Origin of the sequence: Streptomyces sp. AP-93, from assembly GCF_022808175.1 — a bacterium.
Classification (GTDB): Bacteria; Actinomycetota; Actinomycetes; order Streptomycetales; family Streptomycetaceae; genus Streptomyces.
On sequence record NZ_JALGBX010000014.1, the window covers coordinates 42,093 to 57,857 of the forward strand.

Genomic DNA, 15,765 nt, shown 5'->3' on the forward strand with positions numbered 1-15,765 from the left:
GGCACTCCGCGCCTCCGATCCAAGGATTGGGTTCCTCCCCGGCCAAGGCAGGGACCATCCACGAAAAATGAACGCGATGAACGGCAGGCAACCTCCGCCTGTACACAGACGTCCTACGCCGTATGACCAATCGCCCGCAGCCCCCTCGATGGTGGGCAGAACTGCTGCTCCTGGGACTCGTCTACGCGGCGTACTCGGGTGGCAGACTCCTCGTCCGGGGCGACGTCGGGCTGGCGGTGGACCACGGGCTCGCGATCCTGCGCCTGGAGGAGCTCCTGGCCATCGACCTGGAGCGGCCGCTCAACCGGCTCTTCACCGGCCAGCCGGTCCTCGGCATATCCGCCGACTTCCTCTACGCCTCCCTGCACTACCTCGTCACCCCCGCGGTACTGGTCTGGCTCTACCGGCGCCGCCCCCAGCAGTATCGATTCGCCCGCACCTGGCTGATGCTCTCCACCCTCCTCGGACTCGTCGGCTTCGCCCTGGTGCCCACCTGCCCGCCCCGGCTGCTCGACGCCTCGTACGGGTTCACCGACACGATGGCCCGGTACAGCTCATACGGCTGGTGGGGCGGGGAGGCCAGTGCGCCGCGCGGGCTCGGCTCCTTCACCAACCAGTTCGCGGCCATGCCCAGCCTGCACGTGGGGTGGGCCCTGTGGTGCGGGGTCGTGCTGTGGTGCTGCGCGCGCCGGCCGCTGGTCCGGGCGCTGGGGGCCGCGTACCCGGCCGTCACCACCGTGGTGGTCATGGGCACGGCCAACCACTACTTCCTCGACGCCGTCGCCGGGGCCGCCGTGATGGGGGCCGGCTACCTCGCGGCCCGCGCCCTGCCCGCCGGGATCACCGGAATCGCCGGGATCACCGGAGCCGGACTCTCCGCGTCCGGCGGGTCCGCCGAGCCCGCCCCGCACACCACCCGAACAGCCGGTTTCCGCGGTAAGTCCACGATTGTCAGTGTCGGATGGGAGACTTCCGCGGGTGAGCTCCTACCCGTCCAGCGCCTCGCCGCCGCAGACCCCGCCGCGGTCCCCCGTGCCGACGGCGCAGCCGGCGGCATGGCAGGCCACTCAGGCCGCGCAGCCGATGAATCCCCCGAATCCCCCGAATCCCCCGAAGACGCTGCGGCAACGGCTCGCTGATCTGCGCGGCCCCGACGTCGCACCGCGCCCGCTCGACGCCCGCGCGCTGGCGGCCCTCGCCGCCAACCCCGGCTGCGGCAGACGCGCCCTGCTCGACGGCGCCGGCGTGGACAAGACCATCCTCGCGGCGGCCCTCGGCTCCCCCGCCGCCTTCGGCCAGTCGCAGTTCGCCATAGTGCGCGGCAACTCCTTCGAGGCCAAGGTCAAGGGCGACGGCGGAGCCGAGCTGCTGCGGCTGGTGTACGAGCACCTCGGCGCGGGATCCGGCGGCGCGGCCGCCCCGCCCGGACCGGACGCCCTGACCCCCGACCTCACCGCCGCCGGCCCCCAGGGCCGCGCCGCCCGCACCGCGCTCGCGCTGCGCGAGGCGACCGCCGCCGGCGCCTGGACCCTGCTCGACCACCCCATGCTCGCGCTGGAGGTGGCCGGCTCCCCCGCCTACCTGGAGCCGGACGCCGTCGTCGTGCACCCCGACGGGCGCTGGACCGTGGTGGAGATCAAGTCGTTCCCGATGATCGACGGGGCCGCCGACGCCGCGAAGGTGGGCGCCGCCGCCCGCCAGGCCGCGGTCTACGTCCTGGCCCTGGAGACGACCGCCGCGAAGGTGGCCGGCGCCGAGGTCGGGCACACCGTGCTGCTCGTCTGCCCCAAGGACTTCTCCAACCTGCCCGCCGCGGCACCCGTCGACATCCGCCGCGAGCGCTCGGTGACCCGGCGCCAGCTGGAGCGGCTCACCCGGGTCGAGGACCTGGCCGGGGCCCTGCCCGAAGGCCTCAGCTTCGATCCGGCGCGCTCCTGCGAGGAGCTGACCGAGGCCGTGTCGGCCGTGTCCGCCGCCTACGCCCCCGAGTGCCTGGCCGCCTGCGAGCTGGCCTTCCACTGCCGGGACCGGGCGCGCGGGGCCGACGAGGTGACCGCGCTCGGCCGCTCCGTACGGGGTGAGCTGGGCGGGCTGACCACGGTCGAGGCCGCCCTCGCGGCGGCCGCAGGCTGCGGAGCCCCCGGCGGCACCGGAGGCACCGGCACCGACGGCACCGGCCCTGCCTCCGACGTCGCCTTCGATGACCCCACCGCGGCCGCGCTGCGGTACGCCACCCGCTTGCGCGCCGAGGCGCTGGAGCAAGCCCCTGCCCGCATCCGCCCGAAGGCCGTCGAATGTCCCTGCTGAACACCCTGGCCCGGCTGGAGGCCGTCCGCGCCGGGCGGGCCCAGCCGCTGGCGACCGTACGGCACCGGCATCTCGGTGAGCAGCCGCTGGTCTTCGTACCGCTGACGACGGCGGGTGAGGCCGGGGCCCCGCTGGGCGCGATGTTCGGAACCGACCGGCACGACCCCCGGATCCTGGTCGTGCCGCAGCCGCGCGACCGGGACATGCGGTGGGAGTTCCTCGCCGAGCTCGCCCGGAACCTGATGCCGTACATCGACGGCTACGCGGACGCCGTCGAGCCGGTGGAGCGCAGCGAGACCGACCCGGAGACGGGCAAGCGGGTCAAGGTGGAGGCCGAGCTCTGCCTGGACGCACCGCAGCTGATCGTGCCGAGCCGCGCGGGCATCGAGTACGTCCGGCTGCTGGGGCGGTCCATGCGGTTCCGGCGGACCGCCGAGGAGGACCCCGAGAACCCGTATCCGGTGCCCGCACAGGTGCCGCTGCTGGGCCGCTGGTTCACCCACTTCGCCGAGCGCTCGCGGGTGCCGGGGTCCTCGATGCTGCTGTCGGCGACGGACCTGCTGTCCCGGCACTGGGCGACCGGCCAGAGCAACCTGGAGGACCAGCACCTGCAGGCGCTGCTGGCGTGGATCGACCCGCCCGAGGGGGCCTCCGGCGCCGAGCTGGCGCTGCGCGCCGAGCTCGGCCGCGGCGAGGACGGACAGTTGCTGCTCCCGCCCGCCGGTCCGGCCACCGATCCGGCCTTCGACAACAAGCTGCTGGCCCCGGCGATCGCGAAGTTCGACGCGGCGCGCGCGGCGGAGCCCAGGGACGGGGACGGTCCGCGGTTCGCCGAGCGGGCGCTGCGGCGGCTGGTCGTGGACCAGATGCAGAGCACCTGGTGGGCCGTGTGGCACGCGCTGGACCTGATGCGCGAACTGCCGGCGGGCGAGCGCACCGAGGACCGCTGGACCGGTGACCGCTGGTCCTACACCGGCCACCGGGACCGGGTCCGGGCGGGCGAGGGCCCGCAGCCGCGCCGCGACGACGCGGTGACGGCCGCGCGCAAGCTCGCGACGCGGGAGACCGAGCAGGTACGGCTCGACGCCCAGGAGGCGCTGGACGACCTGCTGGTGATGGCGGGCCGGCGGCTCGCGGGCGAGGCCTTCGCCGGTGAGGTCACCGAGGTGGTCATGGAGTGGACGGAGTCGAAGCGGCCGAGCCCGCGCCCGCTGGTGTGGGTGGCCACGGAGGACCGGCCGCAGCTCACCGGGGACGGCGGTGGCGGGGGCCCGAAGGTGTACCGCTCCCTGGAGGGGCGCCCGCAGAGCGCCCAGTTCGTACGCTGGGAGGAGGACGGCCGGCTCGTGCTGCGCGTCCTGGACAAGATGGGCCGCGGCAAGGACCCGGAGCCGGGCTCGGTGCCGGAGAAGGGCGACCGGGTGTGCTGGACGCTGTTCGAGCACGATGCGCGCGGCGGCCCCAGGCTGCCGGACGCCGAGCAGACGCCGTGGACCCACGGCGGGCCGCCCGCGCACCTGACCGGTGACGCCCCGATCCTGCCGCTGCCCGACCCCGTGACCGCCGAGGACCTCCTGTGAGCACCGCGAGCACCGCTTTCGATCCGGGTGCGGCCGCCGGCCGGGCCACCGACGCCATCCTGCGCGACACCCTGCACGGCGGGGCCCGGGGCGTGGTCGTCGACTCCCCGCCGGGGGCCGGGAAGTCCACCCTGGTGGTGCGGGCGGCCCGGGACCTGGCGGCGGCGGGGCGCCGGCTGATGGTGGTCGCGCAGACCAACGCGCAGGTCGACGACCTGGTGCTGCGGCTGCACGCGAAGGACCCGGAGCTGAAGGTGGGCCGGCTGCACAGCAGCGAGGGCGACGCCTACGATCCGGCCCTGCGCGACCTGGACTCGGTGGTCCTCTCGGCCAAGCCGGCGGACCTCGCGGGGCTGCCGGTGACCATCTCGACGGCGGCCAAGTGGGCGTGGGTCAAGGACGTGGAGCCCTGGGAGCACGCCATCGTGGACGAGGCGTACCAGATGCGCTCGGACGCGCTGCTGGCCGTGGCCGGGCTGTTCGACCGGGCGCTGTTCGTGGGCGACCCGGGGCAGCTCGATCCCTTCAGCGTGGTCGGGGCCGAGCAGTGGGCGGGCCTGTCCTACGACCCCTCCGCCTCGGCGGTGTCCACCCTCCTCGCGCACAACCCGGACCTGCCGCAGCACCGGCTGCCGGTGTCCTGGCGGCTGCCGGCTTCGGCCGCGCCGCTGGTCTCCCGCGCCTTCTACCCGTACACGCAGTTCCGCAGCGGTACGGGCCCGGGCGAGCGGCGGATGTCCTACGGGGTCGCGGGCGACGGCTCGGGCCCCGACCGGGTGCTGGACGAGGCCGCCGAGTCGGGGTGGGGGCTGCTGGAGCTGCCCGCCCGGCACACCCCGCGCACCGACCCGGAGGCGGTCCGCGCGGTGGCCCTGGTGGTGCGCCGGGCGCTGGACCGGGGTGCGGTGACGGTGGACGAGCAGGCGGGCGGCCCGTCTGCGCTGACGGCGGACCGCATCGCGGTGGGCACCGCCCACCGGGACCAGGCGGCGGCGGTCCGGGCGGCGCTGTCCGCGCTCGGGGTCACGGGGGTCACCGTGGATACGGCCAACCGGCTCCAGGGCCGCGAGTACGACCTCACGGTGTTCCTGCACCCCCTGTCGGGCCGCCCGGACGCGACCGCCTTCCACCTGGAGACGGGCCGCCTCTGCGTCCTGGCCTCACGGCACCGGCACGCCTGCGTGGTGGTGGCCCGGGCGGGGATAGCGGAGCTCCTGGACGCCCACCCGTCCTCGGAACCGGTGCAGTTGGGCGTGACCATGAAGTTCCCGGACGGCTGGGAGGCCAACCACTCGGTGCTGGCCCACCTGGCCGAACACCGGGTGGCCTGGCGGCCGTAGCCCGGATCAGCGGGTCTTGCGCTCGACGCCGAGGCGGGTGCGGAGCAGTTCGCCCACCTCGGCGAAGGTGCGCAGCTGCTCCGGGGTCAGGATGTCGATCAGGTGGCGGCGCACCGATTCCACGTGGAGCGGGGCGGCCGTCATGATCGTGGTGACGCCCTGCTCGGTGAGCACCACTTCGGCGCCGCGCCCGTCGTGGGCCACCTCTTCGCGGCGGACGATGCCCCGCTGCTCCATCCGGGTGAGCTGGTGGGAGAGCCGGCTGCGGGACCACTGCATGAGCACGGCGAGGGCGCTGATGCGCATGCGGTGGCCGTCGGTGGAGCCGAGGACGGACAGGACGTCGTAGTCGGCTTCGGAGAGCCCGCTGTCCTGGGTCAGATCGCGTGCGATATCGGCGTTGACGAGCGGAAACATCCGCCGCCAGGCATACCAGGCCTGCTGTTCGGGCTCGCTGAGCCAGCGCGGCGCGGTCTCGTTCCCCGTCTCGTTCCCCGTCTCGTTCTCGGTCATGCTCGAAGTCTAGACCGGTACGTGACACGTCACCTATCTAGTTGACACGTCACCCACTCTCACGCTTCCATAGGTGACACGTCAACAAAACCCCGAGGAGCCCACCGTGAATCCGAACCCGCACCCGATCCGCCTGCACGTGATCTCCGCGTCGGTCCGCCCCACCTCCGCCGCCCGCCCCCTGGCCCGCTGGGCCGCCGGCCAGGCGCATGAGCACGGAGGGGGGCGGTTCGAGGTCACCCCCGTCGACCTCGCCGAGATCGCCCTGCCCTTCCTGGACGAGCCCGCATACGCCTCCACCGGGATCTACGCCCATCCCCACACCCGCGCCTGGAGCGGCCTGGTCGACTCGGCCGACGCCTTCCTCTTCGTCCTGCCGATGTACAACGGCGGCTTCACCGCCCCCTTCAAGAACGCCATCGACTTCCTCTACCGCGAATGGCACGGCAAGCCGGCCGGCCTGCTCTCCTACAGCGCGGGCGGCTCCGGCGGCGCTCCGGCCGGGCGGATGCTGCGGCCGGTGCTGGAGGCCGTCGGCATGGTGGCCGCCGAGGCCTCGGCGGCCGTCCCGGGCATCACCGGACTGGTCACCGCCGACGGGTTCCGGGCTCCGCAGGACCTCGCGGGCGAGCTCGCGGCCGTACTGGACGAGCTCGCCGCCCTGGCGAGGACTCCGGTCAGCGCGTGACGAGCGCCCCGGTCAGGTGGTCGTGCGCCGCGTGCGCGTGCAGGCGTACGCCCGTGATCAGGGTGTCGTCGTCGGCGTAGAAGGCGGGGTGGTGGTTGCCCACCAGGCCCCGGCCGCCGGGGACGGCCACCGGTTCGCCGCTCGCCGGGTCCAGGGCGGTGTCCTGGACGCCGAGCATCACGTACAGCCCGCCGAAGCGGGTGATGAGCTCGGAGACGTCGTCGTAGCCGAGCGTGCCGCCGACCTCCACCACCCGGTCCGTGCCCGCGACCCGGCGCAGGGTGGGCAGCGCGGCCTCGACCCAGGCCGCGTCGTTGCGTACGGCGGGCACGTCCTGGAGCAGCTCGACGGTCGCGGAGGCCCCGTAGGCCTCGGCCGTGTGCTCGGCCAGCACCGTCAGCCGGCGTTTGACCTCGGCCATGTCCCGCTCCTCGGCGCAGCGGATCGTGCCCCACAGGGTGACGGTTTCGCCGATGACGTTGTACCGGCCGACGTCCTCGATGTGGCCGATGGAGACCGTGACCGGGGAGAACGCCGACACCTGCCGGTAGAGCTGGCCGATCCCGGTCAGCAGCGCCCCGACGGCGGGCATCGGGTCGATGCCGTACCAGGGGGACGAGGCGTGGGACTGCCGGCCGGTGACGGTGACGCGGACCAGGCAGGAGGCCCCGTACATCGGGCCGGACTTGTAGCCCACCCAGCCCTTGGGGTGCGGGGTGACGTGCATGCCGAAGGCCATCGTGGGGACGGGATCCGCGAAGGCCCCCTCGGCCACCATCAGGCGCGCCCCGCCCTCCTCGCCGACCGGCGGGCCCTCCTCGGCGGGCTGGAACACGAACAGCACGGTCCCGGGCAGCCGTTCCCGCACCCGTACGTCGGCCAGTGCGCGCGCGGCTCCGAGGAGCATCGCGGTGTGGCAGTCGTGGCCGCAGGCGTGCGAGGCCCGGCCGGTGGCGGCGAAGTCCGCGCCGCAGCGGTCGGGGACGGGCAGCGCGTCCATGTCGGCCCGCAGCGCCGCCACCCGGTCCCCGGGCAGGCCGCCGCGCAGCACCCCGACCACGCCGTGCCCGGCGATGCCGGTCCGCACCTCGTCCAGTCCGAACGCGCCGAGCTCCCGCGCCACGAGCCGCGCGGTGGCGGCCTCGCGGTTGGGCAGCTCCGGATTCTGGTGGAGGTGACGGCGCCAGCCGATCACCTGCTCGATGCCCTCGTCGCAGAGCTTGTCCAGCGTCTCGTGCACACCATCGGTCATACGCACGTTCTAGCCCATGCGCCGGGGCCCTCGGGCGCCCTTGCGCGAAGCTGGACAATGGACGGTGGCCCGGAAGCTTTTCTCACGTCCAGCAGGAGGACACGCATGGCAGAGCCCGAGCGGACCGAGCGGAGGCTGCGGCCCGCGCAGTTGCTCTTCGAGCCGTCGGAGACCGTCACGGACCCGGAGCACTTCTTCGACCTGGAATCGATCGACGACCCGCGGGAACTGCTGGTCCGGGCGACGGAGCTGACCCTGGCCTTCCGTGCCGCCCAGGAGCGGGCGGTGGAGTTCCAGGCGGTGGCGGCGGCGCAGCTCGCGGATCCGCGGCGGTTCGACCGGCTGCCGGCGGCGGCGATCGCGGAGCAGGCGGAGTGGACCGAGGACTACGCCCGCAAGATGATCGAGTTCGGCGAGTCCCTGCTGCGCGGCACCGCTCCCGAGGGCGCCTGAGGACACGCCCGGGGCCGCGACCCTGGCATATGCGGGGCGCAACATACCCCAGTCCCACCCTGCCTGTCCCGGTTTCCCGTAACTCCCGGAGATCGGTCCGCTACCCCGGGTAGACCTGACGGCATGACGACCCTGACCGGCTGCCCCGCGCTCGACCTGCGGACGACGACGACCGCCTCCGCGACCCACGTCACCCCGGCCGGCGCCGCCTGGCTGGCCTCGGCCTCCGCCCAGCCCGGAGGCACGCTGGCCGCCTGGCAGGCCCGGCCCACCGCGCCCGCCGTGCTGCCCTGCGGGACCGCCTTCGACGTCGTCAACGTCCCCCTCGTCCTCGGACGCCGGATGCTCGACCTGCTCTGGGCCGAAGGCCCCGGCTCCGGGCCTGCCGCCGTGCACCGCGGGCGGACCCTGCTCTTCGCCGCCCCCGGCACCGCGCACCGGCTCCCGGCCCTGCTGGCCTGGGAGGAGTGGGGCGCCCCCGTGCCCGCCCCGCTCTGCCACGGCCGCGGCGACGCCGTCACCGTGCCCCCGCTGGCCTCCGGCGGCGGGCCCTCGCGCTGGCTCGTGGCGCCCGATACCCGGCTGCCGTGGCTGCCCGGACCGGAGGCGCTGCTGTGGGCCTTCGTCCGTGCCACCCGAGCTGCGGATATCGATTTTTCCGATCGCCGGTCGGGGTGCTAATGTCTTCCTCGTCACCAAGCGCCGCTAGCTCAGTTGGTTAGAGCAGCTGACTCTTAATCAGCGGGTCCGGGGTTCGAGTCCCTGGCGGCGCACAGACGGAGAAAGACCCCCACTCAGGTGGGGGTCTTTTTCGTTTCCGTCGCGCGTTCCGTGAAACCCGGGATGCCGATCTCCGCGGGCCGCGATCACGCCGCGGCGCGGGCACGCGCTCCTGCGCCCCCACACCTAGGCAGAATGGTCCAGACCTTCTAGGGTGAGCGTTCGTCAAGTCCTTCCGCACGTAGTCGCCTTGGGGTGGTTGATGGTCACGCGCCGGTCCCTTCTGGTCCTCGCCGGGTTGAGCGCGGGGGCGGTCGCCCTGCCCTCCGTGCCCGCGCGGGCCGCCGGGCAGATCATCGATCTCCCCGCTCCCACTTCCCGGCGGCCGGTGGGCACCATCGACCTGCACCTGGTCGACCACGACCGTGACGACCCCTTCGCGCCGGACCGCAGGCCGCGCGAACTCATGGTGCAGCTCTGGTACCCCGCGCTCACCACCACCGGCTTCCGCCGGGCCCCGTACACCACGAGCCGGGTCGCCGCCGCCCTCGAGGCGGGTCTGCCCCTCGAGGCCGGCACGCTGGCGGCCGTACGTCCGCACGCCCGGACCGGAGCGCCGGCCGTGCCGGGAGCGCTGCCGCTGGTGCTGCTCGGGCACGGGCGCAAGGGCGGCCGCAGCAATTGCACCGCCCTGGCCGAGGAGCTCGCCTCGTACGGGTACCTGGTCGCGGGCATCGACCACACCTACGACGCGGCGGTGGTGGAGTTCCCCGACGGCCGGGCCGTCCACAGCGTGCTGCCCGAGGAGTCGGACGACTGGGACCGCCAGGAACGCCTCGAAATAGCCGCGCGCGTCGGCGACCTGCGGTTCGTCGCCACGACCCTGACCCGTCGGCGGCGCTCGCCCTGCGCGGACCCCCGCGGGATCGGCGTCGTCGGACATTCCATGGGCGGAGCCGCCGCCGCCGAACTCCTCCGGCTCGACGACCGCTTCGCCGTCGGGGTCAATCTCGACGGCGCCCTGTTCGGCTCATCGGTGGCCGACCTCGGGCTGGACCGTCCGTACCTGCTGCTCACCGCTCTGGAGGACCACGACACCTGGCAGCGCTGGCGCGGGCACCAGCGCGGATGGGGCCGCCAGCTGCGGGCTCGCGGCACCGGCCACCTCACCTACACCGATCTGCCGCACTTCGCCGTTCCCGGCGGCCTGGCGGAAAGCTGGCCGGCCGACCTGTACGCCGAACTGCTCGGGACCCTGGACCCGGCCCGCTCGACCGAGCTGATCCGGACCTACACCCGCCTGACCCTCGACCGGTTCCTGAAGGGCCGGACGTCCCCCCTGCTGAACGCCCCTTCCCCCCGCTACCCGGAGGTCGACTTCCGCTGGACCCGAGGCTGACGACGGCGCCCGCCGCCGCCTGCCGCCCCTACCGCGTGATCTTCACCGTGTACGCGCCCGACTGCGTGCGGTCCGCCACCTCCACGGTGATCCCCTCACCCGGGACGGTGAAGGCCTCCCCCACCTCCAGCGGGGCGTCGGCCAGCGGCGGGTACACGGACCGGTCCCAGCAGGCCTCGGTGTCGGGGTGCGCGTCCACGACCTCGATCGGCCCGCCGCCCGAGGCCGCCTCGTTGCGGACCCGGTAGACGAGGACCCCCTCGGTGCAGGTGTCCCCGTCGTTGCCCGCGGAGCCCCGCGCCTCGACGGCGATCGCGCTGCCGGCGCCCGTACGGATCACCGCGAGCCGGGTGCCGCCCGTACCGCCCGGGCGCGGGGCCTCGGACAGCGGCTGGAGGGTGTGCAGGGAGGAGCCGGATCCCACGCAGTCGACCTGGGAGGCGTCCAGCCAGCCGAGCTTCCACTTCTGCCAGGCGAAGAGGTCCGGGGCCATGCCGAACTGGCTGCCCATGACGTCCCAGTCCCCGACGTAGGTGTCCCAGTCCCCCTTGCCGTCCGAGGGCCGGTGGTAGAGGTCCGGCAGGTCGAAGACGTGCCCGGTCTCGTGGGCGAGCACGTTGCGGTCCGGCGGGTGCTTCTCGAAGACCGTGACGATGCGGCGCAGGTCGGTGCCGTCGGCCCGGATCGGCTGCTCGAAGTTGACGACCTTGGTGGCATCGGAGTCGACGCCGGGCGCGTCCGGGTCGGCGACGAAGTAGACGACGTCGTACCGGCCGAAGTCCACCGCCGGGTCGGCCCCGGCCACGGCGTCGCGCAGGTAGGCGGCCCGGTCCGCCGGGGCCCAGTCGCGCTGTATCCCGTAGGCGGCGGACGGCTTGGGCATCTGGATCCACTGCTTCTGCGGGTGCGGGACCAGGCGGAAGCGGCCGTAGGAGGCGCGCTCGAAGAACTCGCTGGTCGCCGGGAAGTAGTCGGCGGTGAGCTCCCCGGTGGTCAGGGTGGGGCGGTGGTCGGGGAAGGAGAGGAAGACCATGACCGCGTTGAGGGTGCGCTCGGGCTTGGGATAGGCGCCGTTCCAGCTGTCCACGCCCAGGGAGTGGTGGGCCGCCGTACGGGTCAGCGCGCAGGGTCCGGCTCCGGGGGCGGCGACCGCGGGTCCCGCGACGAGCGACATGGCGGCGAGCGCCGTCAGGGAAGTGAGCGCCGCCGCCGTGGTTCGCATGCGGGAGCGGTCCACTCCCCCGGGTGTCTGCTGTCGCGGCACATCGACCTCCGGTGGTGGATTAGTACCTCTTCATCCACCTTGGGGCGATTGTCTTACTAATGCCCTGTTCCGCTGCCCCACACGAGTGAGCACTAGGGCAAGCCGGTGACGCCGGGTTTCGCACATGCGCCTACGGAAAGTCACGACCGATCAGGTCGGATCAGCGGTGGGCGCCGGATGCTCACAGCCGTGCGGAAACGATCAGTCGCCGTCAGGTCGACGATCCGTCATCACGCCGAACTCCCGCGCCCCGCACGGCGTCGCCGCTGGATAGGGCCGTCCGGCAGCCTCTATGATCGGCACACTTTCCTGCACGGACACTCACACGCACTGCGGGAGCCAACGGTGAGCGGAACCCCAGATGGAACCGGTTCGGCGGCCGACAGCATCCGACCGGCCATGACGCAGCGTCACCCGGCAGCGCCGGCGACGACGGCAACCCCGGACCGCGCCGAAAACCACGACGACCACCGGGCCGACCACCGGGCCGACCACCGGGCCGACTACCGGGCCGCCTTCAACGCGGCCCACCTCCCCATGGCCGTCGTCGACCGCACCGGCCACATCTCCGGCGCCAACCAGGCCCTGGCCGCGCTCCTCGGCGCCGAGCCGCACGTCCTCGCCGGGCAGTCCGCCGCCGAACTGGTGGACCTGGCCTCCGAGGCCCGCACCTGGCACGCCTACCAGGAGGTGCTGCGCGGCCGGCAGGCCCGGCTCCGCTGCACCCGCCGCCTCAAGCACCCCGACGGGCACTCCCTGTGGACCGAGATCACCCTCGGCCCCGTACCCGGCACCGACACCGGTGACGTGCTCCTCTCCGTCGCCGACATCAGCGACCGGCGCGACCTCCAGGCCCGGCTGCGCCACCTCCAGATGCACGATCCGGTGACCCGGCTGCCCAACCGGGCGCTGTTCTTCGAGCGGCTCTCCGCCGCCCTGGAGGCCTCCTCGTACGGGCAGAGCGGCACGGGCCGCATCGGGCTCTGCTATCTGGACCTGGACGGGTTCAAGGCCGTCAACGACACCCTGGGCCACCGGGTCGGCGACCGGCTGCTGACCGCCGTCGCCCAGCGGCTCACCCAGTGCGCCGACCAGTCCGGCTACGGGCGCACCGGCGGGCACCTGGTGGCGCGGCTCGGCGGCGACGAGTTCGCCCTGCTGGTCGAGGACTCCACCGGCACCGAACAGCTCGCGGACCTGGCGCGGAGCGTCCTGGCCGCCGTACAGGAGCCCTTCGACCTGGCCGGTCAGCGGCTGTCGGTCTCCGCGTCGATCGGCGTGGTGGAGCGGGCGGCCGCCGGGACCTCGGCGACCGGCCTGATGCAGGCCGCGGACACGACCCTCTACTGGGCCAAGGCGGACGGCAAGGCCCGCTGGACCCTCTTCGACCCGGAGCGCAACGCGCACCGCATGACCCGCCAGGCCCTGTCCTCGACGCTGCGGCCGGCCGTGGAGCGCGGCGAGTTCACCGTGGAGTACCAGCCGCTGGTGGACCTGGAGAGCGGTGCGGTGCGCGGGGTGGAGGCCCTGGTGCGCTGGAACCACCCGCAGTTCGGCACGCTGACGCCGAATCGGTTCATCGCAATCGCCGAAGAGGACGGCTCCATCGTCCAGTTGGGCCGCTGGGTGCTGCGGACCGCCTGCCGACAGGCCCGGCGCTGGCAGATCGAGCAGCCCAGCGACTCCCCCGTCTTCGTCTCCGTCAACGTGGCCGTGCGCCAGGTCTGGGACTCCGACCTGGTCGGCGACGTGGCCGAGATCCTGGCGGAGACGGGCCTGGCACCCCAGCTCCTCCAGCTCGAACTGACGGAGTCGGCCGTGATGGGCTCGGCGGGCCGGCCGCTCCAGGCCCTCCAGGCCCTGAGCGACATGGGGGTGCGGATCGCCATCGACGATTTCGGCACCGGGTACTCGAACCTCGCCTACCTCAGCCGCCTGCCGGTCTCCGTCCTCAAACTGGACGGCTCCTTCGTCCGCGGCTTCCGCTACGAGGAGGGCTCCCACCCGAACCCGGCCGACGAGACCATCGTCGAGGCCATGGTGCAGCTCGCGCACCGGCTGGGCCTGACGGTGACGGCCGAGTGCGTCGAGACCGCCGGCCAGGCGGCCCGCCTGCGGCGCGTCGGCTGCGACACCGGCCAGGGCTGGCTGTACTCCCGCGCGGTGGCCCCGGACGTGATCGCCGGCATCATCAGCCGCCAGGCCGCGGAGGCGGCGGCGGGCACGGGCCCCGGCCGGCCGGAGGGACCCGCCCCCCACCCCCAGCTCTGAGCCGAAGACTCCGCACCAACGCCGCAGGACCCCGCGCACACAACGGCCCCCGCACCCTGGGAGAGGGGTGCGGGGGCCGCCGGCGCTCGGCGCGGGGTGGGGGGATCAGCAGGCGCCGAGGTCCTTCCAGACACCCCATTCACCGGTGGTGCCGGGCACCTCGTTCTGCGTCCACCACTGGGCCTTCCACTTGCGGCCGTTGTGCGAGACCTCGTTGCCGCCGGTGTAGATCGTTCCCGCGACGTACGCCGGGGTCGAGCCGCAGCCGGTGGGCGGGGTCGTCGTCGGAGGCGTCGTGGTCGGCGGGGTCGTGGTCGGCGGAACGGTCGTGGGCGGCGGGGTGACCGGCGGCTGGGTGGTTCCGCCGAGGGAGTCCGAGATCTGGTTCAGCAGGGTGGCGTTGGCGTCCAGGCCGAGCAGGGAGTACATCATCGCGCCGGCCAGGCCGCGCTGCTTGCCGTAGTCGACCCGGGCCTGGATGGACTTCTGGTTCAGGCCGGTGAAGAACTCGCCGTCCTTGAAGAAGTACGAGGCCTTGGCCTGGTCGTCCCAGAAGGTGGTCGCCGGGTTGTCGACGATGCCGCCGAGCTCCTTGTAGAGCGCGATGCCGGCCTGCTGGCTGGTCGGACGGGCGGCGGAGGCCAGGGTGGCGGGCTGGGCGAGACCGTTGGTGGTGCCGGGCTGCACGCCCTTCCAGCCGCGGTAGTAGAACTCGTAGCCCAGGACCAGCTTGTTGGCGGGGAAGCCGCCGGTGATCCCGTAGGCCGCGTTGCCGTCGATCCAGGAGTCGATGGCGTTCTTGATGCTGTACTTCTCGGTGCCCGGGGCGATCGCGTCGGTCGGGTCGGCCGACGAGGGCAGCAGCGGGGACTGGTGGTACGTCGGGCCGTCCGAGTCCCAGGCGCCGTGCATGTCGTACGTCATGATGTTCGCGTAGTCGAGGTACGCGCCGATCTTGTCCGTCTCGATGTACTTGATCTTGTCCTGGCCGGCCGGGAGCGCCGAGGTCAGCAGGTACTTCTTGCCGCCGTTGGCCGCGCCGTGGGCGTCGAGCTGCTCGCGGAACTCCTTGAGCAGGAGCGTGAAGTTCTGCTTGTCCTCGGGGGCGTAGTGGTTGCCGAGGTGGCCGCCCGACGAGCCCGGGTACTCCCAGTCGATGTCGATGCCGTCGAAGATGCCGGCCGCGCTGCCCACGCCGCCGTAGCCGCCCTCGACGGGCAGGTTGCCCTTGATGTACTGGTCGATGCAGGAGGAGACGAGCTTCTTGCGGGAAGCGTCGGTCTTGGCCGCGTCGCTGAAGTACTTCGAGTAGGTCCAGCCGCCGAGCGAGATGTTGATCTTCAGGTTCGGGTACTTCGCCTTGAGCTGCTTGAACTGGTTGAACACGCCGACGATCGGCTGGTCCCACTTGTCGGCGACGCCGCTGACGCTGTCGGCCGCGCTGAAGGACTTCTGGTAGTCGGCGTACGAGTCGCCCGCACCGTCACCGGCGTTGGGGTTGTTGTCGTCGCCCGCCGCCTTGTTCGCCTCGAAACAGGTGAGGTTGGTGGGGTGGATGTTGCCGAACGAGTAGTTGATGACGTCCAGCTTGCTCGCTATGCCACGGGTGTCGAGGTGCTTGGGATAAAACGCGTTCCCGTACACGCTCCACTGGTCGTAGTAAGCGATCTTGACGTTGCCGGCCGACGCGGTGGTCCCGGCCTCGGCGGCCGAGGCGGTGGTGAGTCCCGCGAAGGCGGCCAGCGTCCCGCCGGCCAGCGCGGCCGTGGCGGCGGCCGCGATGAGGGATTTACGGATGTGCATGAACTGCCTCCGGGGAAGTGGGAGGGGAAGGCAAGACTTCAGGTGGGGACAGTGATAGCGATCACTACAGGCCTGAGTCAATGGTTTGGACCAAAGAAGGACTAGACCAGTCGCCGCCCAGAACCCCACGTCAGCGACGTGGGACCACACCAAAAATCGCCCGCCACCCTTGGTG

General features: G+C 72.9%; 12 protein-coding genes, 1 tRNA gene and 1 pseudogene. 10 read left to right on the top strand and 4 right to left on the bottom strand.

Annotated features, from left to right (window positions below; all coding sequences use genetic code 11):
* Window positions 1–122 precede the first annotated feature (122 nt).
* Genes MTF69_RS22945 through MTF69_RS22960 form a run of 4 tightly spaced genes read left to right on the top strand, consistent with a single transcriptional unit; the run spans window position 123 to window position 5,227 of the window.
* Entirely contained in the window at window positions 123–1,139 is a 1,017-nt protein-coding gene (locus MTF69_RS22945) for a phosphatase PAP2 family protein (RefSeq protein WP_243337139.1), read from the top strand.
* Complete coding sequence (locus MTF69_RS22950) at window positions 1,084–2,307, top strand: hypothetical protein (protein WP_243337142.1); 1,224 nt, start codon at window positions 1,084–1,086, stop codon at window positions 2,305–2,307. Before MTF69_RS22945 ends, MTF69_RS22950 begins: the two co-directional genes overlap by 56 nt.
* Window positions 2,295–3,887 carry a hypothetical protein gene (locus MTF69_RS22955; protein ID WP_243337149.1) on the top strand — a complete coding sequence of 531 codons (1,593 nt, stop codon included), beginning with the start codon at window positions 2,295–2,297 and terminating at the stop codon, window positions 3,885–3,887. Before MTF69_RS22950 ends, MTF69_RS22955 begins: the two co-directional genes overlap by 13 nt.
* On the top strand, window positions 3,884–5,227 hold the full coding sequence (locus MTF69_RS22960) for an AAA domain-containing protein (RefSeq protein WP_243337151.1): 1,344 nt from the start codon (window positions 3,884–3,886) through the stop codon (window positions 5,225–5,227). Before MTF69_RS22955 ends, MTF69_RS22960 begins: the two co-directional genes overlap by 4 nt.
* Before the next feature lie 6 nt (window positions 5,228–5,233).
* On the opposite strand, the gene MTF69_RS22965 is transcribed toward MTF69_RS22960, so the two are convergent.
* Window positions 5,234–5,740: a MarR family winged helix-turn-helix transcriptional regulator gene (locus MTF69_RS22965; RefSeq protein ID WP_243337153.1), complete on the bottom strand. Its 507-nt coding sequence runs from the start codon at window positions 5,738–5,740 to the stop codon at window positions 5,234–5,236.
* Window positions 5,741–5,813: 73 nt separating this feature from the next.
* Here MTF69_RS22965 and MTF69_RS22970 point away from each other — a divergent pair, with 73 nt between their 5' ends.
* Entirely contained in the window at window positions 5,814–6,428 is a 615-nt protein-coding gene (locus MTF69_RS22970; RefSeq protein WP_243337160.1) for an NADPH-dependent FMN reductase, read from the top strand.
* On the opposite strand, the gene MTF69_RS22975 is transcribed toward MTF69_RS22970, so the two are convergent.
* Complete coding sequence (locus MTF69_RS22975; protein WP_243337162.1) at window positions 6,418–7,680, bottom strand: M20 family metallopeptidase; 1,263 nt, start codon at window positions 7,678–7,680, stop codon at window positions 6,418–6,420. The genes MTF69_RS22970 and MTF69_RS22975 overlap by 11 nt on opposite strands.
* Window positions 7,681–7,785: 105 nt before the next feature.
* Between MTF69_RS22975 and MTF69_RS22980 the strand changes: the two genes are divergently transcribed.
* The 4 genes and pseudogenes from MTF69_RS22980 to MTF69_RS22995 all read left to right on the top strand — a co-directional run bounded on the left by MTF69_RS22980 (window position 7,786) and on the right by MTF69_RS22995 (window position 10,252).
* A complete protein-coding gene (locus tag MTF69_RS22980; RefSeq protein WP_243337163.1) occupies window positions 7,786–8,133 on the top strand; it encodes a hypothetical protein in 348 nt (115 codons plus the stop codon).
* Between the two features lie 123 nt (window positions 8,134–8,256).
* A pseudogene (locus tag MTF69_RS22985) lies at window positions 8,257–8,842 on the top strand (bifunctional DNA primase/polymerase).
* Window positions 8,833–8,906 (top strand) — tRNA-Lys (locus MTF69_RS22990). The pseudogene MTF69_RS22985 and the gene MTF69_RS22990 overlap by 10 nt, the downstream one beginning before the upstream one ends.
* A gap of 209 nt (window positions 8,907–9,115) precedes the next feature.
* The gene (locus MTF69_RS22995; protein ID WP_243337164.1) at window positions 9,116–10,252 is read left to right on the top strand and encodes an alpha/beta hydrolase; all 1,137 of its coding nucleotides are present in this window, start codon (window positions 9,116–9,118) and stop codon (window positions 10,250–10,252) included.
* Between the two features lie 28 nt (window positions 10,253–10,280).
* Here the strand turns inward: MTF69_RS22995 and MTF69_RS23000 are convergent, their stop codons facing one another.
* Entirely contained in the window at window positions 10,281–11,516 is a 1,236-nt protein-coding gene (locus tag MTF69_RS23000; protein ID WP_243337165.1) for a M6 family metalloprotease domain-containing protein, read from the bottom strand.
* Between the two features lie 399 nt (window positions 11,517–11,915).
* Between MTF69_RS23000 and MTF69_RS23005 the strand changes: the two genes are divergently transcribed.
* Window positions 11,916–13,787, top strand: coding sequence for a bifunctional diguanylate cyclase/phosphodiesterase (locus MTF69_RS23005; protein WP_243337167.1), 1,872 nt, complete (start codon window positions 11,916–11,918; stop codon window positions 13,785–13,787).
* A gap of 105 nt (window positions 13,788–13,892) precedes the next feature.
* Here MTF69_RS23005 and MTF69_RS23010 read toward each other — a convergent pair whose 3' ends face one another.
* A complete protein-coding gene (locus MTF69_RS23010) occupies window positions 13,893–15,590 on the bottom strand; it encodes a glycosyl hydrolase family 18 protein (RefSeq protein WP_243337169.1) in 1,698 nt (565 codons plus the stop codon).
* Window positions 15,591–15,765: the final 175 nt, after the last annotated feature.

Coding starts and splice junctions, on each gene's coding strand:
- MTF69_RS22995 (WP_243337164.1), top strand. CDS start 9,116: ATGGTCACGCGCCGGTCCCTTCTGGTCCTCGCCGGGTTGAGCGCGGGG.
- MTF69_RS23010 (WP_243337169.1), bottom strand. CDS start 15,590: ATGCACATCCGTAAATCCCTCATCGCGGCCGCCGCCACGGCCGCGCTG.
- MTF69_RS22950 (WP_243337142.1), top strand. CDS start 1,084: ATGAATCCCCCGAATCCCCCGAATCCCCCGAAGACGCTGCGGCAACGG.
- MTF69_RS22955 (WP_243337149.1), top strand. CDS start 2,295: ATGTCCCTGCTGAACACCCTGGCCCGGCTGGAGGCCGTCCGCGCCGGG.
- MTF69_RS22975 (WP_243337162.1), bottom strand. CDS start 7,680: ATGACCGATGGTGTGCACGAGACGCTGGACAAGCTCTGCGACGAGGGC.
- MTF69_RS23005 (WP_243337167.1), top strand. CDS start 11,916: ATGACGCAGCGTCACCCGGCAGCGCCGGCGACGACGGCAACCCCGGAC.
- MTF69_RS22945 (WP_243337139.1), top strand. CDS start 123: ATGACCAATCGCCCGCAGCCCCCTCGATGGTGGGCAGAACTGCTGCTC.
- MTF69_RS22980 (WP_243337163.1), top strand. CDS start 7,786: ATGGCAGAGCCCGAGCGGACCGAGCGGAGGCTGCGGCCCGCGCAGTTG.
- MTF69_RS22965 (WP_243337153.1), bottom strand. CDS start 5,740: ATGACCGAGAACGAGACGGGGAACGAGACGGGGAACGAGACCGCGCCG.